The organism is Streptomyces sp. NPDC058274, assembly GCF_042881375.1.
Classification (GTDB): Bacteria; Actinomycetota; Actinomycetes; order Streptomycetales; family Streptomycetaceae; genus Streptomyces.
On sequence record NZ_JBHVXW010000013.1, the window covers coordinates 142,787 to 166,143 of the forward strand.

At 70.9% G+C, this 23,357-nt stretch carries 18 protein-coding genes and 1 pseudogene; 10 read left to right on the top strand and 9 right to left on the bottom strand.

What is annotated here, in order from left to right:
- Nucleotides 1–130 precede the first annotated feature (130 nt).
- Both ACFVYF_RS24545 and ACFVYF_RS24550 read left to right on the top strand, forming a co-directional pair.
- Nucleotides 131–367: pseudogene (locus ACFVYF_RS24545) on the top strand (PIG-L deacetylase family protein); the annotation flags it as partial.
- Between the two features lie 133 nt (nt 368–500).
- On the top strand, nt 501–2,315 hold the full coding sequence (locus tag ACFVYF_RS24550; protein ID WP_389458571.1) for an APC family permease: 1,815 nt from the start codon (nt 501–503) through the stop codon (nt 2,313–2,315).
- Between the two features lie 36 nt (nt 2,316–2,351).
- Here ACFVYF_RS24550 and ACFVYF_RS24555 read toward each other — a convergent pair whose 3' ends face one another.
- The 3 genes from ACFVYF_RS24555 to ppk2 form a co-directional block, all read right to left on the bottom strand.
- Nucleotides 2,352–4,448, bottom strand: coding sequence for a SpoIIE family protein phosphatase (locus ACFVYF_RS24555; RefSeq protein ID WP_389458573.1), 2,097 nt, complete (start codon nt 4,446–4,448; stop codon nt 2,352–2,354).
- A gap of 230 nt (nt 4,449–4,678) precedes the next feature.
- On the bottom strand, nt 4,679–5,455 hold the full coding sequence (locus ACFVYF_RS24560) for a restriction endonuclease (RefSeq protein ID WP_389458574.1): 777 nt from the start codon (nt 5,453–5,455) through the stop codon (nt 4,679–4,681).
- Between the two features lie 162 nt (nt 5,456–5,617).
- Nucleotides 5,618–6,616, bottom strand: coding sequence for a polyphosphate kinase 2 (ppk2, locus tag ACFVYF_RS24565; protein WP_389458576.1), 999 nt, complete (start codon nt 6,614–6,616; stop codon nt 5,618–5,620).
- Between the two features lie 306 nt (nt 6,617–6,922).
- On the opposite strand from ppk2, the gene ACFVYF_RS24570 reads away from it, so the two are divergent.
- Together ACFVYF_RS24570 and glpK are read left to right on the top strand one after the other, a co-directional pair.
- Nucleotides 6,923–7,768 (top strand): MIP/aquaporin family protein, encoded by an 846-nt coding sequence (locus tag ACFVYF_RS24570; protein ID WP_389458578.1) that lies wholly within the window; start codon nt 6,923–6,925, stop codon nt 7,766–7,768.
- A 48-nt stretch (nt 7,769–7,816) separates the two neighbouring features.
- Entirely contained in the window at nt 7,817–9,334 is a 1,518-nt protein-coding gene (gene glpK / locus ACFVYF_RS24575) for a glycerol kinase GlpK (protein WP_389458580.1), read from the top strand.
- Nucleotides 9,335–9,409: 75 nt separating this feature from the next.
- Here glpK and ACFVYF_RS24580 read toward each other — a convergent pair whose 3' ends face one another.
- Nucleotides 9,410–10,552: a TDT family transporter gene (locus ACFVYF_RS24580; protein WP_389458582.1), complete on the bottom strand. Its 1,143-nt coding sequence runs from the start codon at nt 10,550–10,552 to the stop codon at nt 9,410–9,412.
- A 326-nt stretch (nt 10,553–10,878) separates the two neighbouring features.
- Between ACFVYF_RS24580 and ACFVYF_RS24585 the strand changes: the two genes are divergently transcribed.
- Nucleotides 10,879–11,634: a dienelactone hydrolase family protein gene (locus ACFVYF_RS24585; protein WP_389458584.1), complete on the top strand. Its 756-nt coding sequence runs from the start codon at nt 10,879–10,881 to the stop codon at nt 11,632–11,634.
- A gap of 89 nt (nt 11,635–11,723) precedes the next feature.
- Here ACFVYF_RS24585 and ACFVYF_RS24590 read toward each other — a convergent pair whose 3' ends face one another.
- Nucleotides 11,724–12,557 carry a hypothetical protein gene (locus ACFVYF_RS24590; protein ID WP_389458586.1) on the bottom strand — a complete coding sequence of 278 codons (834 nt, stop codon included), beginning with the start codon at nt 12,555–12,557 and terminating at the stop codon, nt 11,724–11,726.
- 261 nt (nt 12,558–12,818) lie between these two features.
- On the opposite strand from ACFVYF_RS24590, the gene murJ reads away from it, so the two are divergent.
- The 4 genes from murJ to ACFVYF_RS24610 all read left to right on the top strand — a co-directional run bounded on the left by murJ (nt 12,819) and on the right by ACFVYF_RS24610 (nt 17,465).
- A complete protein-coding gene (gene murJ / locus ACFVYF_RS24595) occupies nt 12,819–14,519 on the top strand; it encodes a murein biosynthesis integral membrane protein MurJ (protein WP_389458587.1) in 1,701 nt (566 codons plus the stop codon).
- A gap of 177 nt (nt 14,520–14,696) precedes the next feature.
- On the top strand, nt 14,697–15,473 hold the full coding sequence (locus ACFVYF_RS24600; protein ID WP_389458589.1) for an alpha/beta fold hydrolase: 777 nt from the start codon (nt 14,697–14,699) through the stop codon (nt 15,471–15,473).
- Between the two features lie 144 nt (nt 15,474–15,617).
- Nucleotides 15,618–16,595 (top strand): GNAT family N-acetyltransferase, encoded by a 978-nt coding sequence (locus ACFVYF_RS24605; protein WP_389458591.1) that lies wholly within the window; start codon nt 15,618–15,620, stop codon nt 16,593–16,595.
- 132 nt (nt 16,596–16,727) lie between these two features.
- Entirely contained in the window at nt 16,728–17,465 is a 738-nt protein-coding gene (locus tag ACFVYF_RS24610; RefSeq protein ID WP_389458593.1) for an alpha/beta hydrolase, read from the top strand.
- Between the two features lie 96 nt (nt 17,466–17,561).
- Here the strand turns inward: ACFVYF_RS24610 and ACFVYF_RS24615 are convergent, their stop codons facing one another.
- The 4 genes from ACFVYF_RS24615 to ACFVYF_RS24630 form a co-directional block, all read right to left on the bottom strand.
- Nucleotides 17,562–18,827 carry an SGNH/GDSL hydrolase family protein gene (locus ACFVYF_RS24615; protein ID WP_389458595.1) on the bottom strand — a complete coding sequence of 422 codons (1,266 nt, stop codon included), beginning with the start codon at nt 18,825–18,827 and terminating at the stop codon, nt 17,562–17,564.
- 295 nt (nt 18,828–19,122) lie between these two features.
- The gene (locus ACFVYF_RS24620) at nt 19,123–19,626 is read right to left on the bottom strand and encodes a hypothetical protein (protein WP_389458597.1); all 504 of its coding nucleotides are present in this window, start codon (nt 19,624–19,626) and stop codon (nt 19,123–19,125) included.
- A 275-nt stretch (nt 19,627–19,901) separates the two neighbouring features.
- On the bottom strand, nt 19,902–20,327 hold the full coding sequence (locus tag ACFVYF_RS24625) for a DUF6003 family protein (RefSeq protein WP_389458599.1): 426 nt from the start codon (nt 20,325–20,327) through the stop codon (nt 19,902–19,904).
- A gap of 217 nt (nt 20,328–20,544) precedes the next feature.
- Nucleotides 20,545–21,045 carry an STAS domain-containing protein gene (locus ACFVYF_RS24630; protein WP_389458601.1) on the bottom strand — a complete coding sequence of 167 codons (501 nt, stop codon included), beginning with the start codon at nt 21,043–21,045 and terminating at the stop codon, nt 20,545–20,547.
- Nucleotides 21,046–21,523: 478 nt separating this feature from the next.
- On the opposite strand from ACFVYF_RS24630, the gene ACFVYF_RS24635 reads away from it, so the two are divergent.
- Complete coding sequence (locus ACFVYF_RS24635) at nt 21,524–23,332, top strand: hydrogenase maturation protein (protein WP_389458603.1); 1,809 nt, start codon at nt 21,524–21,526, stop codon at nt 23,330–23,332.
- Nucleotides 23,333–23,357 lie beyond the last annotated feature (25 nt).

A 23,357-nucleotide genomic window follows, 5' to 3' on the forward strand; every position in this document is an offset into this window, starting at 1 on the left:
CCTGACCAGGGATGGGCGAAGGGATTTCGAGGGGCGGGCGGGCTCCTGGACACGGCGGAGTGGGGCCACGGCGGGCCCGTCGGCGGGCACCATTGAGATTCGTCATCCCCGGCCGGAAGGTGATCCGCCCATGCCCGTGCCGAGCCTGCTCGCGGTCTTCGCTCATCCCGACGACGAGTCCCTGTGGGCGGGCGGAGTGCTCGCCCGGCACGCGGCCGCGGGCGCTCGCACCGCGGTGGTCACGGCTACCTGGGGCGCGGACAGCGCACGCGCTGCGGAACCCGGACGAGCGGGTCACCGCGGTTGTCGACGTCAGCCGCTGGCTGGAGCAGCCGACGTAGGGGGAAGGCGCCCGCGGAGTCGGCCTCGAGGCCGTGGCAGGGCCACGCGAGGGTGACGAGAAGCGGAACCCTGGCGCGTCCTTGACGTCGTGGCAGGTGGGGGGCCGGTCACACTGGCCTCGAACCGTTCCGCCCGCCCCCTGCACCCCGAGGTCCCCCATGGCGTACGGCCTGGCCCGCCGCGAACTGCGGCCGAGAGTTCCGCTACGGCACGGGGAGGGGGACCGGCACCACCTGACCAGCCTGGAAGGGCTCGCGGCGCTGTCCTTGGACGCGCTGAGCTCGGTCGCGTACGGGCCCGAGGCGATCGTCCTCGTGCTGATCGCCGCGGGCACGGGCGCGCTGACCGCCACCCTGCCGGTGACGCTGGTCATCGCCGCGCTGCTGGCGGTCCTCGTCGTGTCGTACGGCCAGGTGATCGCCGTGCACCCGGACGGCGGAGGCGCCTACGCGGTGGCGAAGAAGGATCTCGGCCCCCGGGTGAGCCTGCTCGCGGCGGCCAGCCTCGTCGTCGACTACGTCCTCACGGTGGCCGTCAGCCTGGCGGCGGGAGCCGCCAGTCTCGCCTCCGCCTTCCCCTCGCTCGGCTCCCATCTCCTCGAGGTGTGTCTCGTCGGACTGGCCCTGCTGACCGCCGTGAACCTGCGGGGCGTGGCGGACAGCGCCCGGGTGCTGATGCTGCCCACCCTGCTGTTCATCGCGTCCATCTTCGGCATCGTCGTCCTGGGGCTGCTGCGCTCCCACCCCGTGGCCGTTGTCGGGACCACCCAACCCGTCCACGCGACCGAGGCGTTGGGCGTCTTCCTGCTCCTCAAGGCGTTCTCCGCGGGCTGCTCCGCGCTGACCGGCGTGGAGGCCATCGCCAACGGCGTACCGGTGTTCCGCGTACCGCGGGTCAAGCGGGCCCAGCGCACCGAACTGATGCTGGGCGCGCTGCTCGGCCTGATGCTGATCGGGATGGCTGTGCTGATCCGGCGTGACCATGTCGCGCCACGCGGCGGCGTGACGGTACTGGCGCAGCTGACAGCGGGCTCGTACGGCACGGGCTGGGCGTACTACGCGACCAATCTGGTGGTCACCCTGGCCCTGGCCCTCGCCGCCAACACCAGCTTTGGCGGCCTCCCGGTCCTGATGAGCCTGCTGGCCAAGGATCACCGCCTGCCGCATCTCTTCGGCCTGCGTGCGGAACGGCCCGTCTACCGCTGGGGTGTGACCGCGCTCGCCCTGCTCGCCGCGCTGCTGCTCATCGCCGTGAACGCCGACACGCACCGCATGCTGCCGCTGTTCGCGATCGGCGTGTTCATCGGGTTCACCATCAGCCAGGTCGGCCTCGTGCGGCACTGGGCGAAGGAGCGGCCGGCCGGATGGCTGCGGCGTGCTCTGCTGAACGGACTCGGCGCGGTGCTCACCACCGTGGCGGGCTGCGTCCTGCTGACCACCAAGTTCATGGCCGGGGCGTGGGTCGTCGTGCTCGCGGTCCCGCTGCTGATGCTGCTGTTCGCCCGCATCGAGCGCTACTACACGGCGGCCGGCCTGGAACTCGGGCTCGGCGAGGTCCCCCCGCCCCTGCGCGTCACCGACTCGCTCGTCATCGTGCCGGTGGGCGAGGTCAGCAAGCCCACGCATCACGCGCTGACGGCGGCCCGCTCCCTCGGCCGTGACGTCGTCGCGGTCGCCGTCCATGCCGATCCGGTCAAGGCCCGCTCCCTGGAGGCGAGTTGGGAACGCTGGAACCCCGGTGTACGGCTCGACGTCATCGACAGCCCGCAACGCTCGCTGGTGCAGCCGATCGTCGAGTACGTCCTGCGGTCGGCACAGGACGGGCGGCAGATCGCCGTCCTCATCCCCGAGGTCGAACCGCTGCACCGCAGGTACCAGATCCTGCAGAACCAGCGGGGCCTCCTGCTGGCCGCCGCACTGAGGGCCCGTACGGACGTCGTCGTCTGCGTCGTCCCGTACCGGCTGGACCTCTGACGGCACGGGAGACGCTCGACGGCCGGCACGCTTCGGTCACACGTCGGCGTCGGCGGCGCCGGTCAGGGACTGTTCGGTCCAGATGGTCTTGCCCGGCGCGGTGTAGCGGGTGCCCCACGCCTGGGCCAGCTGGGCGGCGATGAACAGACCCCGCCCGCCCTCGTCGACCGTCCCGGCGTGGCGGACATGCGGCGCCGCCGCGCCGGCGTCCCGCACCTCGCAGGTCAGGGTGCGGTCATGGATCAGCCGCAGCTGGAGCGGCGGGCTGCCGTACTTGACCGCGTTGGTGACGAGTTCGCTGACGATGAGCTGGGTGTTGAAGGCCGTCTCGTCGTCCACGGCCCACGCGTCGAGCTGCTCGCGGGTACGGCGTCGGGCGACGGCCACGGCCGCGGGATCGGCGTCCAGCGGCCACACGGCGAACCGGTCCGCGGGAAAGGACCGGGTGCGGGCGACGATCACCGCGGCATCGCCGGGGCCCAGCCCGGCGGGAAGCGCGTAGACGAGCGTGTCGCAGAGCTCCTGCAACGGGCGCTCGCGGTACTCCGGCGCCGACGACAACGGCCCCGCGGGTGCCGCGAGATACTCCGTGAGAGCGGGATCGCTGGTGAACACCAGAACGCTGCCGTCGGGTACCTCGACGTCGACGGCGGCGAAGGGCGCGCCCTCCGTCGTACCGAGCTGCGGCCCGCCGGGTGCGCCGGGGACGGAGACGCTGCGGTCGGGACGTACGACGACGGGAGCCAGCTGACCGGCCGCCGCCATCGCGCAGCGGCCCGTGAGGGGATCGTGCACCGCGTACACGCAGTCGGCGGTGAGCGCCTCGCGGCGCAGCGGATCGCCGAGCGCGAGGTGCGACCGTTCGGCGGCGAGCTGCCCCGCCGTGTCGTGCAGCCGGGCGAGGAGCTCGTCGGGGGCGAGATCGAAGGCGGACAGCGAGCGTACGGCGGTGCGCAGCTGCCCCATGGTCGCGGCAGCGTTCAAGCCGCCTCCGGACACCTTGCCGACGACGAGAGCGGTACGGGCGCCGGACAGGGCGATCGTGTCGTACCAGGCGCCGGGGTCGGCACCGGTGAGGGAGAGGTAGGCGGTCTCCAGCGACGGGTGGGTCACCGGGCGGCGGGGCAGCAGGTGGCGCTGGACCGTTGCGGCGACGGTGTGCTCCCGCGTGTAGCGTCGCGCGTTGTCGATGCACAGCGCCGTGTGGGTGGCCAGCTCGGCGGCGAGTTCCCGGTCGTCCTCGTCGAAGGGCGGCGAGTCTCCGGCGCGATACAGGCTCACGACGCCGAGGGCCGTGTCGCGCAGCGCCAGGGGAACCACCAGCAGGGAGTGGGCCTGTGCCGACTGGATCGCTTCCGCACGGGGCGGATCGACGGAGAGCCACGGAGTGTCCGGACGGAGCGTGACCGCGCGGGGCTGCAGATCGGTCAGGGCCTGGGTGAAAGGGGTCGGAGCCGGCAGGCGCCGGACATCGCCCACCGGATGGGCCTGCGGTGACCGCGTACGGCTGCTGCGGAACGCGGTGCGCATCAAGGGCGTGCCGGTCGACAGCGGCGCCGGCGGTGGATCGTCGCCGCGGATCACGGCTTCCACCACCTCCACGATCGCGATGTCAGCGAACGCGGGGACCACGGTCGCGACGAGCTCCTCGCCGGTGACGGCCGGGTCCAGGGTGCGTCCCACGTGCCGGCGTACGGCGTCGAGGACCTCGGTGCGGGCCCGCGCCCGCTCCCGCTCGGTGACGTCGATCGCGGTGACCGCCACGCCGAGCACCGTCCGGCGCGGGCTCTCCAGGCGCAGTGCGCTGATCTCGAAGTGCCGCTCCTGCGGGGGGACCCCTCGGACCCGCACCCGCATGACGTGCTGCAGGAGGGGGACGCCGCTGTCCAGCACGGCACGCACCAGCGCCTCCACGTCGCCGCCCTCGACGACGTCGTAGACCTCACGGACCGGGCGCCCGGTCAGGTCGTCCGGAGGCACACCACGCATCACGGGGGTGGCGGTGTTGACCCGTACCACCCGCAGCTCGGTGTCGAGCAGGTGGAGCCCGATCGGTGACTGCGTGAACAGCGCCTCCAGCATGGAGGCCGCTCTCTCGTCCACCGGCCCGCCGGGATGGGCACTGTGCGCCACGGGGACCACCTCCGAGCTCCCTCCGCGCGTGCTGAGGCGCACGGTTGCCCCGTATCCGGGCGTGCTTCCAGCGTGCTCCGCGGACAGCACGCCCGCACCCGCACAGGACCAGGCGCAACCCGGCTTTCGTTACGCAGGGTGAGTGGCGCCTCGCTTCAGGTGCGGGCGGCAGGCCCCGCTGCCCGCCGCCTCGCTTCAGGTGCGGACGGCTGGAACCGCTCCCCGCCGCCTCACGCGCCGCAGGCCGGGCCGGTCCAGGGCTCCGGTCCCGTGCCGTCACTCCACGCCCGCAGGGCCTCCCGGTCGACGCACAGGATCCCGCACTGCTCGGCGTACTCGGCGGCGGGCGCGGTGAAGTCGCTGGTCGTGACCACGATGGCGACCTGCGCCTCGTGCACGGTGAAACACGTACCGCCGAAACGCTGCAGGTCCTGAGAGCCGACCTTGTTGGTGTCGCAGTACCGCTTGCACTGGATGACGATGCGGCGCCCGTCCGCGGTCGTCGCCGTCACGTCGGCGCCCAAGTCACCTGCTCCGCCGACGACTTCCACGTCCGAGCAGCCGTCGCGTTCGCACAGTTCGGCGACCGCCTGCTCGAACTCGTCGGCGTCCAGGGCGTCGTAGTCAACGGCCTCGTAGTCAACGGCCTCGTAGGTGACCGCTTCTTGAACCGACGTCTCCTGGCCGACCACCTCGTATCCGGCTGCGGCTTCCTCGATGTCCGGCAGGACGGCGGTGGCCTCGTCCAGTGCGGCAACTGCCCGGCGCGCGGCCGTCCTTGCGGGGAACCCGCGCCGGCGGCGACGGGCGGCGGCGACCGGTAAACCGACCAGGCAGAGTACGACGGCCAGCGCCGGGCGCTGTTCGACCACACCGAGGGCCACCTTTCCGGCGAAGCCCGCCATGGCGATGACGACGGCGAGCAGCCCGAAGAGCAGCGCCGTGGAGCGGAGATCGAAGGAATGCGTGCGGGTCGCCGGGCGTATGCGGCGCACGGGTGTGGCCATGGGCGGTCGGTCCCCTCTCACGGGCGCTGGCAAGATCACTTCTGCCATCTGCCCATGATCAACGACTTCAGCGCCCCGACCTTGATCGCGACCGAGAGGGCCTTCCGGTCCCGCCGCGGGGTGGCCGAACGGCCGTGAGCACAGGGGAGTGTGAGCCTGGGCTCAGCCCGTTTCGTCGGGGTGCCGGCCGGGCCCGTCAGTGTGCGGCGACAGGGGAGTGGGGGAGAGGTCCGTGGGTTCCTCGCCGCTCTCCAGAAGGGTGTTGGCGGAGCCGATGATCTGCGGATCGGCGACTCCGATCGTCTCCTCGTCCCTGGCCGCGTAGTCGCAGCGCAGCAGGAGGTGGCGCATCGCCTCCAGCCGGCCGCGACGCTTGTCGTTGCTCTTCACCACGGTCCACGGCGCGTACGGCGTGTCCGTGGCCCGGAACATGTCGACCTTCGCCTCGGTGTAGGCGTCCCACAGGTCGAGCGAGGCGAGGTCGGTCGGCGACAGCTTCCACTGCCGTACGGGATCCACCTGGCGAATGGCGAAACGGGTGCGCTGCTCACTCCGGGAGACCGAGAACCAGAACTTGACCAGCACGATCCCGTCGTCGGTGAGCATCTTCTCGAAGACCGGCGCCTGAGCGTAGAAGTGCCGGTACTCGGCGGGGGTGCAGAAGCCCATGACCCGCTCCACGCCGGCCCGGTTGTACCAGGACCGGTCGAAGAAGACGATCTCCCCGGGGGCGGGCAGATGCCCGACGTAGCGCTGGAAGTACCACTGACCCGCTTCCCGCTCGGTGGGCTTGTCCAGAGCCACGACGCGGGCGCCGCGCGGGTTCAGGCGCTCGGTGAAGCGCTTGATGGTGCCGCCCTTGCCCGCCGCGTCCCGTCCCTCGCACACCACCACGACGCGCTGGCCGGTCTCCCGTACCCACTTCTGCAGCTTGAGCAGCTCGATCTGCAGGATGCGCTTCTGCCGTTCGTACGGCTTGCGGCCGAGCTTCTTCTCGTACGGGTAGTTCTCCCGCCACGTGTCGAGAGGTTTGCCCTCGCCGTTCAGCAACAGGGGCTGCTCGGGCCGCTGTTCGTCCACCCGCAGACCGGCGAGCAGCTCGGCTCCGGCGGACGTCTTCGCACGGTCGGCGGCCACCGTGGGCCTCACAGGATCAACCACGGACGGGTCCCTTCTTCTCATGATCGCGCCGCGTCACGACGGCGAGAGGCGTTTCGCCGGGGATCCGGTGGCGGGAGTGGAGAGCCCGTTCCAGCGTACGTCCCGTTCGCCGGCCCCTTCGCCCCTCGTCGGGGTGGCCGGGGAGCGGTCTCGCCCCCTCCGGCCGGCCGAAGACACCGCCCCCGACCAGGTGAAAAGCAGATAAATATCCCAACCGGTGCGATTCGCCCTTGATCGTCCTATCCTGATGCGGGAGGGACTCGGGCAGTCGACGGCCGGTCCTGGGCCGGCGGGAAGCGGGCTTCCATGGCTGAGCGACTTAAAAGGTCGGGGTTGATCGGCGAGCTGTCGGCCGAATTCGCCGGCACCATGATTCTCATCCTCTTCGGTTGCGGTGTGGTGGCCCAAGTCGTCGCGGGCGGAGCGCTCACGACGCCGGCGGGCGGCCTCGGAAACCACGACAGCATCGCCTGGGCCTGGGGCCTCGGCGTCACCCTCGGTGTCTACGTCGCGGCACGGCTGAGCGGCGCCCACCTCAACCCCGCGGTGACCGTGGCCCTGGCCGCGTTCAAGGGGTTCCCGTGGAGCAAAGTGGCGCCCTACGCGCTGGCCCAGACGGCCGGTGCCTTCGTGGCCGCGCTGCTCGTGCGCTGGAACTACACCGAAGCCCTGGCGAAGGCCGACCCCGGCCACACCATCAAGACGCAGGGCGTGTTCTCCACGCTCCCCGCGAACGGCAATCCGAACCTGCCGGTCCACGAGTGGGGCGCGCTGCGCGACCAGATCATCGGCACGGCCATCCTGCTGCTGCTGATCCTGGCCATCACGGACCTGCTCAACACACCCCCCGGCGCCAACCTGGCCCCATTCATCATCGGTCTGGTGGTCGTGGGCATCGGCATGGCCTGGGGCACCAACGCGGGATACGCGATCAACCCGGCACGTGACTTCGGACCCCGGCTGGCCAGCTTCTTCACGGGGTACGGCGGAGCGTGGCGAGATCAGTACGGGAACTTCTACTTCTGGGTCCCGATCATCGGTCCGCTGATCGGCGGTCTGCTCGGCGCCGGACTGTACAAGTTCTTCATCGGTCGGTTCCTGCCGACGGCGGAGCCGGAGCCCCCCGGACGCGTTCCGGCACCCGAGGCCTGACCGGGGGACCGACCCCGAGGGCTGACACTCACACAGAGGCGGCACGCCATGGCGGACTTCGTGGGCGCGGTGGACCAAGGGACCACCAGCACCCGATTCATGATCTTCGACCACGCCGGCAACGAGGTGGCGAAGCACCAGCTGGAGCACGGCCAGATACTTCCGCGATCCGGGTGGGTCGAACACGACCCGGTGGAGATCTGGGAGCGCACCAACTCGGTGATGCAGAACGCGTTGCGGCACGGGAACCTCACTCCGGAGGACCTGGCGGCGATCGGCATCACCAATCAGCGCGAGACCACCGTGGTCTGGGATCCGCGCAACGGTCGCCCCTACTACAACGCCATCGTCTGGCAGGACACCCGCACCGACTCCATCGCCGCGGCGCTGGAGCGGTCGGGCCAGGGCGACGTCATCCGCCGCAAGGCGGGGCTGCCGCCGGCGACGTACTTCTCCGGCGGCAAGATCCAGTGGATCCTGGAGAACGTGGACGGGGTCCGCGAGGCGGCGGAGCAGGGAAACGCGATATTCGGCAACACGGACGCGTGGGTCCTGTGGAACCTGACCGGTGGTCCTGACGGCGGCATCCACGCCACCGACGTGACCAACGCCAGCCGGACCATGCTGATGGACCTGGAGACCCTCGACTGGGACGACGAGTTGCTGGGGTTCTTCAACATCCCCCGGGCCATGCTGCCCAAGATCAACCCCTCGTCCCACCGGGAGGCGTTCGGCGTCACGCGCACCTCCCGGCCGCTGCGCGCCGCCATTCCCATCACCGGCGTGCTCGGCGACCAGCAGGCGGCCACCGTGGGCCAGGTCTGCTACGCGCCGGGCGAGGCCAAGAACACCTACGGCACCGGCAACTTCCTGGTGCTCAACACCGGTACGGAGCTCGTCCGTTCGCAGCACGGGCTCCTCACCACCGTGGCGTACCAGTTCGGGGACAGCCCGGCGATCTACGCCCTGGAGGGCTCCATCGCGGTCACCGGATCCGCGGTGCAGTGGCTGCGCGACCAGATGAAGATCATCAGCGACGCGGCCGAGAGCGAGCAACTCGCCCGTACCGTCGAGGACAACGGCGGTATGTACTTCGTCCCCGCGTTCTCGGGCCTGTTCGCCCCGTACTGGCGCTCCGACGCCCGCGGCGCGATCGTGGGCCTCGCGCGGTACAACGACAACGGCCATCTGGCCCGGGCGACTCTGGAAGCGATCTGCTATCAGAGCCGTGACGTCGTCGAGGCCATGGAGCAGGACTCCGGAGTCCACCTCGACGTCCTCAAGGTGGACGGCGGCGTGACGGCCAACGACCTGTGCATGCAGATCCAGGCCGACGTCCTCGGCGTACCGGTCAGCCGCCCGGTCGTCGCCGAGACCACCGCGCTCGGTGCCGCCTATGCGGCGGGTCTGGCCACCGGCTTCTGGCGGGACACCGACGAACTGCGCACCCACTGGCAGGAGTCCAAGCGCTGGGAGCCGCAGTGGTCCGAGGACCAGCGCGCGGAGGGATACGCGGGCTGGAAGAAGGCGGTCGAGCGCACGCTCGACTGGGCCAAGGTCGAATAGGGCCCACCGGACACGGAAAGGCCGTAGCGCCCCGTCGGCGACGGGGCGCTACGGCACGTACGGAGGCGGCCGTGGTCACGCCCTCTGTGCCGCGGCAGGGTCCGTCAGCAGAGCTCCGGAGATCAGCCCGCGCAGCGTGCCCGACCAGGTGACCGCCCAGAGCAGGACGAGCAGCGTGAACAGGCCCACCGCGAGCCACTGGAAGGCGTCCAGGCCGGTGTGCCGGGCCAGCCCGGCCGTGGCCGTCACGCAGGTGCCGATGGGGAACGTGAACGCCCACCACGACATCGAGAACGGCATCCCGCGTCGCAGCGCCCGCACGGCAAGCAGCACGGACAGGGCCAGCCACAGCAGCGCGAACCCCATCACCGGTACGCCGTACACCACCGCGAAGGCGCTGAGGGCGCGTGTGTAGGAATGGCCGACGGCTGTGTGCGCCACGTCCGCGAGCTGGCCCACCGCCGTGGTCGACTGGCCCAGCGGGCCCAGCACGATGAAGACCGCCGGTGTCAGAGCGAGCGGCAGCAGACCGTGCAGCATCAGCCGGCCGAAGACCAGCGGCAGCAGCGTGAGGGTGGCGAGCAGGCTCAGGCCGAACATCGCGTAGCAGCCGAGCAGGAGTGCCTCGCGCGGCTGGCCCGCGGGCAGATACGGAACCAGCGCGGGGCCGACCGCCGACGCGACCATGGGCGGGATCACGGTCAGCACCCAGGCCGGCGAGGCGTCGGCCGGCCCCAGCCGGTGCCGTACGAGCATCAGATACAGAATCGTCGTGGTGACGGTCAGACCGATCGCCGTGCCGGCACTGAAGAGCACCGCGTCCACCACGACAGCGGTGTGCTCGCCGAGGACATCGCGGCCCACGGCGAGCGTCGCGCCGCCGACCGACAGCAAGGCCATCGGGAAACACCCGTAATAGGGCGCCACGCCGGGGTCGAGGAGATGGGCGCGCACCTGGTCGCGGTGGTGCACCCAGTGCGCCACCCGGGCGGTGACCACGGCGGCGAGCATCACCGCCGACAGGGCCCACACCACCGTCAGGGCCGTCCGCAGGCCCGGGACCCGGGGCAGCGTCGCTCCCGCGCTCGCGACGATCGCCGTCCCCATCACCGCCCCGTACCAGTTCGGCCCCAGGTGTCTCAGCGCAGACGGCCGAGCGGCGGCGGTACGCATCACGTGGGGGGCGCGCGGCGTGCCGGAGCGCGTAATGATGACCATCGCACCATACTGGATTCCGTATACAACTCTCGACAGTCCCTTTGTTTCTATCGCTTGATCAGCACCGCTTATCAAGAGAGGTCCCGGCGCCGGGGCGACGACGGAGAGGGGAGGCCGGCTCCTGTGGGCTCGCCCCTCGTGCGACCACCGGGTTACGGGCGCGTGCCGAAGGCCGCCGAGGGCGAAATGGGCGGGGCGCCGGTCTGTCGTGACAGCGAGGCCGGCTCCGGCAGCTGAGGCGCCGCGTGTGACCATGATCTCGATGGTCACGCAGGGGGACGTGGACCTCGACGAGATTCCGTGCACGTGGAGAGGCAGCAGAGGTCATGACCGCCGTACAGGGCACATCCGTTGACATCCCCACCCAGGACGGCACCGCGGACGCCTACCTGGTCCATCCCGGCGACGGTGTTCCCCGTCCCGCGGTGCTGCTCTACATGGACGCCTTCGGTCTGCGTCCCCATCTCAGGTCGATGGCCGACCGCCTCGCGGCGGCCGGTTACACCGTCCTGGCGCCGAACGTCTTCTACCGCCACGGGCGCGCGCCCGTCGTGGAGCTGCCCGAGTTCATCGACCCGGCGGCCCGCCCCGAGATCTTCGAGAGCATCGGCCCGATCATCCGGGAGCTGACACCCGACCTGGCGATGCGTGACGCCGCCGCCTACCTGGACTGGCTGGCGGCCTGCCCGTTCACCGCCAACGGTCCCGTCGCGCTCACCGGTTACTGCCTGGGAGCCCGTCTGGCCGTCCTCACCGCGGGCACCTACCCGGACCGTGTCGCGGCCGCCGCCGGCTTCCACGGCGGACGCCTGGCCACGGATACCCCCGACAGCCCGCACCTGGTCGCCGAACACATCACCGCGGAGCTGTACTTCGGCCACGCGGACCAGGATCCGTCCCTGCCCGAAGAGCAGATCAAGCGCCTCGACGAGGCGCTCACCGCGGCGGGCGTCCGTCACCGCAGCGAGGTCTACACCGGCGCACACCACGGCTTCACCCAGGCCGACACCGCCGCGTACGACAGCGCGGCCGACGAACGTCATTGGGAGGCGCTGCTCGCGCTGTTGGACCGTACGTTCTGACGGGCGGGGCCTCGCGGGCGGACGGGGATCCGCCGGGGCGATGAGATGCGGCAGGCGCACTCGCTGCCCGGGTTCTTACGGCGCCTGCCTCATCCCGACTGCGGCGCCGCGGCCTCCTGTGCATGGCGTTCCTCGATGCTCGCGAGGACACGCTGCCGCGCAAGCGTGCGCGCCGAGCGCAACTTGGCCTCGGCCGCGAGCAGCGGGATCCACAGGGCCCAACCCCAGAGGCTGAACGTGACCACTCCGGTCGCGACCAGCAGATTGTTCGTCGCGACGGCCAGCACGCAGGTCACCACGTACGCGATGGTGCGGTGGGCCAGGAGGAAGCGCAGGGGCGCGTTGCGCCGGCCCTGCAACAGTTCGACGGCAGCCGCGAGTTCGGCGGCGCGCAGGTCGTCCCCGCCTGCCGCCGCCGGATCCACGCCGTCACCGCCGCGCCGCAGCGCGTCCGTGACCTGCTCGCTCAACTCGGCGGATTCGGCCCGTCGGGCCGCCCCCTGGCCGGCGGCGACCCGGAAGTCGTCCCAGTAGCCGCGGCCGGCCCAGCCGAGTGCCGAGTCCACCCGTGCGCGGGACGGCGACCCGGGCGGAGCCAGTTCGTCGATGCGGGCCCGCAGCTCGACAGCACGCTTCGCGCGGCCCGGGTATGCGAAGGAGTCGGCGCGCAGGCAGAGTTCGAGGTAACAGGTGAGCAGTCCGAGGTCGTCCGGAGCCAGGGCGAGGCCCTTGCGGTACGCGCTCTCCGCCTCGGCGTCGTGGTCGTCCTCGTCCTCGGCCGCGTGCGCCTGACCGAGGCAGCCATAGAGCACCGCGGAAGGCCCCACGTCGTCGAGTCCCGCCAGCGCCGTGCGTCGCACGGCCGCATGGCCGCCCGCCGCGAACAGCTCCGAGCACCGCTCCGCGTACTGCTGCAGTTCCACGTCCCCACCCCTGATGTCCGGACCCCTGATGTCCGGACCAGCACCCTGCGCGACGGGGACGACCGCTGTCAACGGTGTCAGATCACGAATCGCGCACGTCAGAAGTCGTGATGGACCCGCTCGGGGGAGGCGCCCCCGGAGGAGGTGCCGTCCGGTGACGCCCGGAGCCCACCGTATCCATGGCGTCCGACTGCCGCCGCCAAGTTCCGTGCGTGTGCGGCCCATTGAGCTCCGGCGATCTTGAGGACGTAGGTTGACGGAATGCACGAAGGGGCGAAAGACAGGGTGGGGACCCGGACATCCGGGCGGCGGGGGAGCGAGCGGCGCGCTGCCGGGCGGACGGCGCCGGCCGGGGGCGGCCTGGCTCGGTCGTCCCTGCTGATGGCGATGGGTACGGTGGTTTCGCGGGCGACGGGACTGATCCGTCAGGTGCTGCAGGCGGCTGCCCTGGGCACCGGCCTGCTGGCCAGTACGTACAACACGGCCAACACGGTGCCGACGAGCCTGTACACGCTGCTGATAGGCGGGGCGCTCAACGCCGTGCTCGTACCGCAGCTGGTGCGGGCCAGGGCCACACAGGCCGACGGCGGACGGGCATACGAACAGCGCCTGGTGACCCTCGTGGTGTGCGTGCTGGGAGTGGGGACGGCGCTGGCCGTGGCGGCGGCTCCGCAGATCGTGGGCCTGTACATGCGGGACACGTCCGGCAACCACGAGGCGTTCGAGCTGACCGTGGTGTTCGCCCGCTTCCTGTTGCCGCAGATCTTCTTCTACGGCATGTTCAGCATCCTCGGCCAAGTGCTCAACGCCCGCGAGAGATTCGGCGCCATGATGTGGACCCCGGTCCTCAACAACGCCGTGCTGATCGGCATGTTCGGTGCCTACCTGGCGCTGATGACCCTCCCCGGGCGCGTCGAGGACATCACGGCCGCGCAGGTGCGGCTGCTGGGCATCGGGACGACTGCGGGCATCGCCGTACAGGCCCTGGCACTGATCCCCTTCGCCCGGGCCGCAGGATTCCGGTTCCGGCCGCGGTTCGACTGGCGTGGCACCGGCCTGGGCGCGAGCGTCCACGCGGCCAAGTGGACCCTGCTGTTCGTCCTCGCCAACCAAGTTGCCCTGACCGTGGTCACCAACTACGCCAACGCCGTCGATGCGAAGCTGCCGCGGGCCGGTGCGGGCTACACCGCCTACACCTACGCGCAGACCATCTGGATGCTGCCCCAGTCCATCGTCACCGTCTCCCTGGTGACCGCGCTGCTGCCCCGTATGAGCAAGGCAGCCGCCGAGGGCCGTGTCGGGGACCTGCGAACGGATCTCTCCCGTGCGCTGCGGATCAGCGGTGTCGTCATCGTGCCCGCCGCCTTCCTCTTCCTCGCGCTGGGGCCGGGGATCGCCGTCCTGCTCTTCGCCCACGGCGCCGCCGATGCCGCGTCGGTCCAGCCGCTCGGGCACATGCTGCAGGCGTTCGGCCTCGGGCTCGTCCCGTTCTCCGCCCAGTACCTGCTCCTGCGCGGTTTCTACGCCTTCGAGGACACCCGCACCCCGTTCCTCATGGCCGCCTGCATCGCCGCGGTGAACATCGCGTTGGCCACCGGCTGCCATCTTCTGCTGCCCGCACGCTGGTCCGTCACCGGGATGGCAGGCGCCTACACCCTCTCCTACCTGGTGGGCCTCTCTCTCACCGTGCGGCTGCTGCGCGCACGGCTCGGCGGCCGTATCGACGACGGGACCGTACGCCGCACCTTCACCAAACTGGTGACCGCCGCCGGACCGGCGGCGGCACTGGGCTGGGCCACCGCCCACGCCTGTGCCGGCGCCCTGGGCACCGGCACCTGGCCCACGGCGGTCGCGCTGACCGCCGGAACGCTCGTACTGGGTCTCGCGTATCTCCTCCTCGCGCGTCTGCTGAGGATCAGCGAGCTGCGACGCCTGCCCGGTCTGAAGAGAGAGACGCGATGAGTGCACTGGCGTGGGGGAGTGCACCGGCCGGTGCACTCCGCGCGCGGCCGGTTGGTACGTGGCGGTGACGACGCGGGTCCAGGAGGCGTGGCGCATTGTCCGCGGTCGAATGCAGGGTGCCCGTGGGCGGCCGAGTTTCTCCTGGTGAGCCGCGGAGGGTTGGCGCAAGCTGGTGTCATGGAAAACGTGGTGCCGGTCCAGGGCGGCGAACTGTGGGCGGACGACTCCGGAGGGGACGGGCTGCCGCTGGTCCTCCTCCACTCGGGGATCGGTGACTCCAGGCTCTGGGACGCGCTGTTGCCCCGGCTGGTGGAGCGGCACCGGGTCGTCCGCTACGACGTGCGCGGTTTCGGGCGGTCCCCGCAGCCCACCACCACGTACTCCCTCGTCCAGGACCTGGTGGAGGTGCTGGACCACTTCGGTCTGAGCCGGGTCGTCCTGGCCGGCTCCAGCATGGGCGGTGCCACGGCGGTGAGCCTCGCGCTCGACGCCCCGGAGCGGGTCGCGGGGCTCGCCCTGTTCTGCCCGGGCGTCACCGGCTACGAGGGCCTCTCCTCACCGGAGTTCATGGCTCAGGTCGAGACCCTGGCCAAGGCGGGCGACATGGACGGATTGGTGGCTCTCGCCATGGGTGTGTGGGGGAGGGCCGGTGTCGGCGAGGACGCCGAGGCCGTGGATCAGCTGCGCAGGTCGATTCCGGCGTGGTTCACCAATCACGCCCGTCAAGTCCCGGACGCCCCGGCCTTCGACCGTCTCGACGAGCTGACCGTGCCGTGCGTGCTGGCGCTGGGCGAGCAGGACCAGGCCGAGGTGATCCGGTGCAACGAGGCGATGGCCGCCCGGATCGCCGGCTGCCGTCTGGTGAGGATGGCGGGGTCCGACCACCTGCCGACGCTGCGTGAACCCGAGACGGTCGCCGACCTGGTGCTGGAGCTGTGCGAACGCGTGGGGTGAGGCGCGCCGGAGCCCATCGTCCTCCACGGCGCCGACGGCATGCGGGTTGACCAGGCAGGCCCGTGCGGGTGCGCGACCTCGTCCCTCCCCTTCCGCCAGGAAATTCCGTTGCGAAGCCTGCCTTCGCCCACCGACAGTGAACCCATGAGCACCTTCACCCCGTCGCCCCCGCCCGGGCTGACCGTACGCCCGGCGACGCTCGACGACGCGGCGGCGGTGTGCTCGCTGCTCAACGCGGTCGATCTGCTGGAGATCGGCCGCGCGGACACGGAACTCTCCGAAGTCCAAGGGGACTTGAAGCATCCCGAGGTGGAGCTGGAGCGCGACTCCTGGCTTCTGTTCGACGCCGGTGGCCGACTGATCGGATACGGCCTGGTGTGGGACGACTCCGGTGGCGAGCGGATCGACATGGACCTGTACACGCTGCCCGACGAACCGCACGGCGTCTCGTACACGCTCGACCTGATGGAGGCCAGGGCCGCGGAGCGAGCCGCGGCCAACGGTGCCGAACAGGCGGTGGTGCACATGCATCTCAACATCACCCCCACCCTGGACCTCGGCGAGCTGCGCGGCCGGGGCTGGCGCCCGGTCCGCCGCTATCAGGTGATGGCCCGTCATCTGACCACCGCCGACGACCAGTTGCCGACGGAACTTCCCGGAGTGACACTGCGCCCCTGCCTGGCCGAGCCGGACCGGCGACGGGCCCACGCACTGCTCCAGGAATCCTTCGCCGACCACTTCGACTTCCAGCCCCGGACCTACGACCAGTGGTCGCACGACATCGACGCCGAACGCGTCGACTGGTCGCTGACCTGGATCGCGCACGTCGAGGGCACGGGGAATGTGGCGGTGCTGCGAAGCCACAACGACCGGTCCTCGATGGCCTGGATCGGCAACCTCGGTGTCCTGCGCCGAGCCCGCGGTCAGGGCCTCGGCGGCCACCTCCTTCGGTACGCCTTCGGGCACTACGCGGCGCTGGGCCGGGACCGGATCGGCCTCGGCGTGGACACCGACAACAGCAGCGGCGCGCTCGCACTGTACGAGCGGCACGGCATGACCCTCGACTTCGCCGTCGACACCTGGGAGTTGGTCCGCCGCCTGCCCCTGACTCTTGATGCCTGACAGACCAGTGCGGGTCGAGGACACCGAGATCGCTCTCCGAGTCCATCGGTATCGGCCCCTTGAGCTGGCCCTCGGTACGCCGAATTGCCCCCACCGGACCACATGACCAGCGGAAGGCTCCCCGCACCCCACATGGACATCACTGTCACGCGCGACGTTGCCTGCACCGATCCGGCGGAGGCGACCCCGCAGCTCCTGGACGTCTACCAGCCGCGCACCGACGGTCCAGCCCCCGTCGCTCTGCTCTGGCACGGCAGCACTCCGGACGAGAAGGACGTCCTGGCCCCGCTCGCCGAAGAGGTGGCCCGCCAGGGACTCGTCGTCTTCGTCCCGAACTGGAATCCCGCCGTTCCGGACCGCGGCCGGTCCCAGCTCCTCGCGTCCCTGCGTCACCTGCGGAGCCGGGCCGCGCACTACAACGCAGACGTCGACCGGTCAGTGGTGGCCGGCTGGTCCGCCGGAGCCGGTGCTGCCGTCGGGCTCGCTCTGGCAACCCGGCCGGCCGACGACTGGAGCCCGTCGGCGGTCGTCGGACTCGCGGGACGCTACGACGTACCGGCGCGCAGCACAGGAAGAGCACCGCTCGACGATGTGAAGGGGCCCGCCTCCGGTGCGACGCCCGTGCACCTGGTGCACGGGACGCAGGACGTCACCCTCTCCGGCGTGTACTCGCGGCACATGCAGGAAATGCTGGAACACGCGGGCCGGCCGGTCACGCTCACCGAGCCGGACACCGACCACGCGGGTGTCGTGATGACCGAGTTCGACCTGGCACTCGGCCGCTGCCGTCGCACCCAGTCCGAACACGCTGTCCGCGCAGGACAGCAGACGGCACGCATCCTCGCGCGGGCGGTTACGTCCACCCCTTGAACAGCGCTGTCCTGCATCAGTAGACCCGTATGCAGACCCGTCTGCGTCCGTGCGGCGAGCGCCCGGGGCGCCACCGCACGGACACCGGGGGACGGCCTAGTTGTCCAGCAGGGCCAAGTTCACCGCGTTCGCGATGGCTTGGAGGCCCGCCTCGTTCGGGTGCAGATGGTCTCCTGCGTCGTACGCGGGCAGATAGCGCGTGGGGCGGGCCGGATCGTGGGTGGCGGTGTCCTGGTCGACCACACCGTCACAACCGCTGCCGGCGCTCCGGACGAACGCGTTGACGGCCTGCCTGCCGTTCTCGCCGTTCTGCGTCCAGTAGTTGGCGCCTTCGTAGGGGGTGAGGGTGGAGCAGAGGATGCGTATCCCGGCCTGGTGCGAGCGGGAGACCAACTGCTTGAGCCCGTCGATGAGTTGCGCGGCCGAGGGCGGATTGGCGTTGCCCAGATCGTTGATCGGGTCGTCGGAGAAGATCACCCAGCGGACGCCGGCCTGCCCCAGGACATCGCGATCGAAGCGTTTGAGCGCGCTCTGCCCCGCTCCGTCGGCAAGCAGCCGGTTGCCGCTGATGCCCTGATTGAGTACACCGACGGTGCGGCCGCTGTCGGAGAGCCGCTTGGCGAGATCGTTGGTCCAACGGCGGTTGGAATCCTGTGCGGAGGCCACTCCGTCGGTGATCGAGGCGCCGAGTGCGACGACGGCTCCTGTCGCCGCCGGGTTCTGGACGTCGAGTCCGGTGAGGAAGGCGTAACTGCCGGTCGTCGCCGCGCCGGGCAGGGTGGCGTCGTCGCTGGCGTCACCCGACACCACGTAGTTCGTCTGGGTGCCCTGCTGGTGATACGTCGCAGGACCGGTGTCCTCGGGCAGGTAGATGCTCACCGCGACATCCGAGAGCGCGCCGACCGCGAAGGCGGCCGAGTCACTGACCGCGGTCTCGCCGACCGGGACGGTGACCGTCGTCCGGCCGCCGAACGTGACGACACGGTCGGTGGCGGTGTCCACGGAGGAGCCCGAAGTGCGCTTGGCGATATGGACGTTGCCGATGACCAGAGGCTTGGTGCCGAAGACGTTGGACAGCCGTACGCGGACGGCGCTGCCACTGATGCTCGTGCGGGCCGTCTGCCGCAGCGTCTGCTGCTTGTAGCCGGACCCACCGCTCTGCGGGGACACGGACCAGGTCCCCGTCCATGCGCCGTTCGCCTGCCCTGTGACATCACGAGCGGGGCTCACGCTCCTGGGCGTCGGCGTATCGGCGGCTGAGGTCGTCGGGTTGAGGGAGGGGATGAGCGCGCCGGTCGCCAGGGTGACCGTGAGCGCGGCGAGGCGGAGTGGCGGGCGTGGCGCGCGAAGGCTGCTTCTCATGAGGGATCCTCAGATGTGGGGGGTCTGAACGGCTCGGGGACCTCATCGGTGGGGGGATGGGATCGGGCGACAGATACCCAAGGAGACGCGAATCAACCCGGCGTGCCCAGCCGGTCGATGGCGCCGAGCAGAACTCCGCTGTTCGGCTGCCCGCGGCATTCCGCGTTCACTCTTCCGCGGTGCAGCGGAGAAACAGGACGATGCCCGCACAAGACGTCCAAAGATGCCCGGCACAGAGTTCCCACAGAAATGGCCCGTCGCCGGGAATCCCCGGCGACGGGCCATGGCCGCTTTGTCAGTTGACCGGCGCGAGGTCCGTGATCTTGCGGGTCTGCAGGTCCGACTGGACCTTGATCTTGGAGACCTCGGCGGTGCTGCCGTCGCCCCACGTCAGCGTGACCAGCGAGGTGGCGTGGCCCGCGCCGGAGCCGGTGTACTCGACCTTCCACTTCACGGGCACGTTCTGCGCGAAGAGGATGCCGTCGGCGTGCTCCTTCGCCTCGAAAGCGGCGACCTTCTTCTGCTCGGCGGCGCTCAGGTAGAACTTGCGCAGCGCCTTGGCGTTGGCGGCCGCCGTCGGGTCCTCGAGGTCCCAGACGGAGTCGATGTAGGAGCCGTAGAAGTCGGAGACGCGGGTCGTGACGGCGCGCGGGTCGCCCTGCACGGAGGCGGCGGCGGTCGCGCTCTTGGCGCTGGTGTGGGAAGTGGTGCCGGCCAGGGCGGGGGTGATCGCGGCCAGCGAGAGAGCGGCGGCGATACCGGTGGCGGCAAACAGCGTGGTGCGGGTGCGAGAGTGCATTGTGAACGAACCTTCCCCGTAACGGCTTTCGCGGTCATTCCGCGAGTCATTGGTCACCGCATAAGAGCGCCGGGGCGGCGGAACAGTTGCGTTATTTCCCTGCTAATTTCGTGAACACACCAATGGCGTAATGGTTGTAGAGGGAAAAGGAAAGTAACGGCAAAGAGTTGAGTGCGCCGGGCGGACGGACGCCTTGCCCGAGCGCCCGGTGCGGCGCGCGACCGACGGTGAACTCGGATCCGGCGTTCGTCCGTGGCCGGCGGAGCGGCTGCTCGTCAGCCGCCTACGGCCTGGACGACGTCCTGCGGGTCCAGTCCGGTGAGCTGCGCGATGCGCGGTGCCGGAATCCCCGCGGTGAGCGCGCGGTGGATGAGGGACTGCCAGTCCTGGGTGGTGGCCCGGAAGTTGATGAGTTCGCTCTCCATGTCCGTCACGGACTGCGGCGCGCACACCTGCTCCACCCGTACCGTCTCCTCCTCGGTGAGCGGGACGGGCAGCCGCTCGGCGTCCTCGGGAATGAGGATTTCGGCTCCGGCGGGGACGATCCTGACGCGCTCGGAGGACGCGGGAATCCCGTGCGCCTGGAGCCATCCGTGCACCGCGGGTGTCTCGGTGCACCCCAGCTCTCCGACCGCGGCCAGGGGCGCGCCCAGGCGCGGGTGACGGTCGGGGAGTACGAAGAGCAGGGCGTCGTCGGCCATCGTGGTGAGGTCACTTTCGTGGAGAAGGAGCGGGGGTGCAGGGACCCGATGCTAATGCCCCCGCAGGACGCTCCGGGCCCGCGAGAACCCACAACTCACCGATCGAGGCGGCGTTCGATTCTGCCCGTATGCCCCAGCGGCCAGACCGGGCGATACGAGGCATGAGCCGCCGGTGCCGAAGCCGCCGACTTCCGCTCGGGCTCGGAGCTCCCGGCCGTCACGCCTCCCCGCCGTCCCGCGGATGCTGCTGGTGCGGAACTGGCGGAACCGGCGGAACCGGCGGAACCGGCGGAGAAGGCGCACCGGCGGGCTGCTCCCCGCCGTGGAGCGGAGGCGGAGGCCAGGCCGGGCGGTGCTCCGCAGGCAGGGCGAGCAGCGCCTGGCCGACCGTCGGGCGGGTGGGCAGCAACTGCGTGCTTCCCGTCTGCACCAGCAGATCCGTCAGACGCCGCCCCGTTCCGGCCAGCACGAGCTGTCCGTCCCGCCGCTCCAGCAGCCACCGGACGGCGAGGAGGGCGTTGAGTCCCCGGGAATCGCAGAAGACAAGGGCCGTCACGTCCAGCACCAGATGCCGATGACCGGCGTCCACGCTGGCACCGAGCGTGGCCAGGAAGAGCGCCTCGCAGCTGTGGTCCAGTTCGCCGCTGACCCGCAGGACCGCGCATTCGTCGCAACTGGTCAGCTCGGTGATGGTCAGGCGGTCGGTCTGCGTGGACATCGCACCTCCTCCATCCGGTCCTCGGGCGGTCCGCTCCGGCCGTCTCCTCGTACGGCGGCTCCCCGGCGAACCGGGGTCACGCCCCGGCCATCCTCCCGAGGCCCTCGTACGCGGATCGCGTCCGCTTCCGGCGCTGTCGGATTCGGTACCCGTACGGGTGCGTGTGCCCCGCATACCGGCGGGCAGCGGGCCGGGACAGGATTTCTCGTCTGCCTGGCATGTGCGGCACGAGGTCATCGCACCCCGCGGAACCGGGCTCCAGCGCGCCGGGCCAGTGGCGATCCAACGGGCGCCGGCCGACGACGCAGCGCATCGCCCCTGCTCAGGCGTGAGTGCACGGCCGGACGGCGGATCGGCGCCTGCTTTCGGATGACCTCACAGCCTGTCGCCCGGGCCGACCGGTCCGGCGTATCCGACGATCGCAGTCGGCCCGGGGCACTTCTGCCCGCTCCGGCCCCTCGTCCGTCCGGAGGCAGCGGTGCACATCCTGCTCGTGGCCAGCGCGTTCAACAGCCTCACCCAGCGGGTCCACACCGCGTTGCGGGACCGCGGTCACGCCGTCGCCGTGGAACTCGCCCTGCCCGGCGGGTCGTTGCAGGACGCCGTCCGGCGACACGCCCCGCAGCTGATCCTTGCGCCGATGCTGAAGACGGCGATCCCCCGGGAGGTCTGGTCGGCGCACACCTGCCTCATCGTCCATCCGGGTCCGGTCGGCGACCGCGGTCCTTCCTCCCTCGACTGGGCGATCCACGAAGGCGTCGGCCAGTGGGGAGTGACCGTCCTGCAGGCCGCCGAGGAGATGGACGCCGGTGACGTGTGGGCGTCCGTCCCGTGCCGGGTTCCACCGGTGGGCAAGAGCGACCTGTACCGCAACGAAGTCGGTGACGCCGCCCTCGCGGCCGTCCTGCTCGCCGTGGAGCGCTTCGCGAGCGGCACCTATGTGCCCGTCGAACAGCATGCGGAGGGCATGGACGGCGTCCCGCCGCGCACCCGGCCGTATCTCGACCAGAGCGTCCGGCGGATCGACTGGACCGCGGACTCCACGGACACCGTCGTACGCAAGCTGCGGGCCGCGGACTCGCAGCCCGGTGTGCTGGACGCGCTCCTCGGAGGCGAGTGGTATCTCCACGGTGGCCACCCCGAGGACGAGCTGCGCGGCCGCCCGGGGGAGCTGCTTGCCACCCGGGCCGGCGCGATCTGCCGGGCGACGTCGGACGGCGCCGTGTGGATCCCCGAGCTGAGGCCCCGGCGAGTGCCCGGGCAGCCGCCCACCTTCAAACTGCCCGCGGTGCAGGCCCTGGGAGACCGGCTGCCGCCCTTGCCCGAGCACACCGTGCCCCTGTACCCCGGCCCCCGGCACCGCATCTGGACGGACATCCGCTACCGGGAGAACGGGAACGTGGGCTTCCTGTCGTTCTCCTTCCCCGGCGGCGCGATGAGCACCGCGCAGTGCCGGCGTCTGCTGGACGCCTACCGGGAAGCGTGCTCGCGCCCCACATCCGTGCTGGTGCTGGGCGCTGAACGCGACTTCTTCTCCAACGGGATCCACCTCAATGTGATCGAGGCCGCGGAGGATCCCGGCGCGGAGTCCTGGGCGAACATCAACGCCATCGACGACCTGGTCGAGGCGGTTCTGACGACCACGGACCGGCTGGTGGTCTCGGCCGTGCCGGGCAACGCGGCCGCGGGCGGGGTCATGCTCGCCCTGGCGGCCGACGAGGTGTGGTGCCGCGCGGGCGCCGTGCTGAACCCGCACTACCGGCTGATGGGCCTGTACGGCTCCGAGTACTGGACGTACACCCTGCCGCGCCGGGTGGGTCCGGAGGTCGCCGAGCGGCTCACGCGCGAGGCGCTGCCGGTGAGCTCGTCGAGCGCCAGGCGTCTTGGCCTCGTCGACGAGGTGATCGAGTGCGGTCCTGGGGAGTTCGTGGCGGAGGTCGGCCGGAGGGCCGGCCGGCTGGCGTCACTGACGGGAACAGGGGCGCGGATCGCCGCGAAGAAGGCGGAAGCGGACCGGCAGGCGGGCATCGCCCCGCCGGCCGCATTCCGGGCGCAGGAGCTGGCCCGGATGAGCCGGACGTTCCGCGATCCGGACGCTCCGTACCACGCACTGCGCCGTGCGTTCGTCCGCAAGGAAAGCCCTGCGGGCACACCGTCGCACCTCGCCCCGGACGCGGCGGCGACTCCGGTTGCGCTCCACGGCTCGGTCCCCTCTGCCGCGCGCGTCACTGGAACGGCCCTCGATGGCGTCCCACCGGGGCCGGATGGCTGGTACCAAGAAAAGTGATGGTCGAAATGCCATGCTTCGTCCC

Excerpts from the sequence above, each read along its gene's own strand:
- ACFVYF_RS24570 (WP_389458578.1), top strand. The coding sequence starts at position 6,923 with ATGGCTGAGCGACTTAAAAGGTCGGGGTTGATCGGCGAGCTGTCGGCC.
- ACFVYF_RS24600 (WP_389458589.1), top strand. The coding sequence starts at position 14,697 with ATGGAAAACGTGGTGCCGGTCCAGGGCGGCGAACTGTGGGCGGACGAC.
- ACFVYF_RS24615 (WP_389458595.1), bottom strand. The coding sequence starts at position 18,827 with ATGAGAAGCAGCCTTCGCGCGCCACGCCCGCCACTCCGCCTCGCCGCG.
- ACFVYF_RS24630 (WP_389458601.1), bottom strand. The coding sequence starts at position 21,045 with ATGTCCACGCAGACCGACCGCCTGACCATCACCGAGCTGACCAGTTGC.
- ACFVYF_RS24625 (WP_389458599.1), bottom strand. The coding sequence starts at position 20,327 with ATGGCCGACGACGCCCTGCTCTTCGTACTCCCCGACCGTCACCCGCGC.
- ACFVYF_RS24580 (WP_389458582.1), bottom strand. The coding sequence starts at position 10,552 with ATGGTCATCATTACGCGCTCCGGCACGCCGCGCGCCCCCCACGTGATG.
- murJ (WP_389458587.1), top strand. The coding sequence starts at position 12,819 with ATGCACGAAGGGGCGAAAGACAGGGTGGGGACCCGGACATCCGGGCGG.
- ACFVYF_RS24605 (WP_389458591.1), top strand. The coding sequence starts at position 15,618 with ATGAGCACCTTCACCCCGTCGCCCCCGCCCGGGCTGACCGTACGCCCG.
- glpK (WP_389458580.1), top strand. The coding sequence starts at position 7,817 with ATGGCGGACTTCGTGGGCGCGGTGGACCAAGGGACCACCAGCACCCGA.
- ACFVYF_RS24560 (WP_389458574.1), bottom strand. The coding sequence starts at position 5,455 with ATGGCCACACCCGTGCGCCGCATACGCCCGGCGACCCGCACGCATTCC.
- ACFVYF_RS24620 (WP_389458597.1), bottom strand. The coding sequence starts at position 19,626 with ATGCACTCTCGCACCCGCACCACGCTGTTTGCCGCCACCGGTATCGCC.
- ACFVYF_RS24610 (WP_389458593.1), top strand. The coding sequence starts at position 16,728 with ATGGACATCACTGTCACGCGCGACGTTGCCTGCACCGATCCGGCGGAG.
- ACFVYF_RS24550 (WP_389458571.1), top strand. The coding sequence starts at position 501 with ATGGCGTACGGCCTGGCCCGCCGCGAACTGCGGCCGAGAGTTCCGCTA.
- ACFVYF_RS24585 (WP_389458584.1), top strand. The coding sequence starts at position 10,879 with ATGACCGCCGTACAGGGCACATCCGTTGACATCCCCACCCAGGACGGC.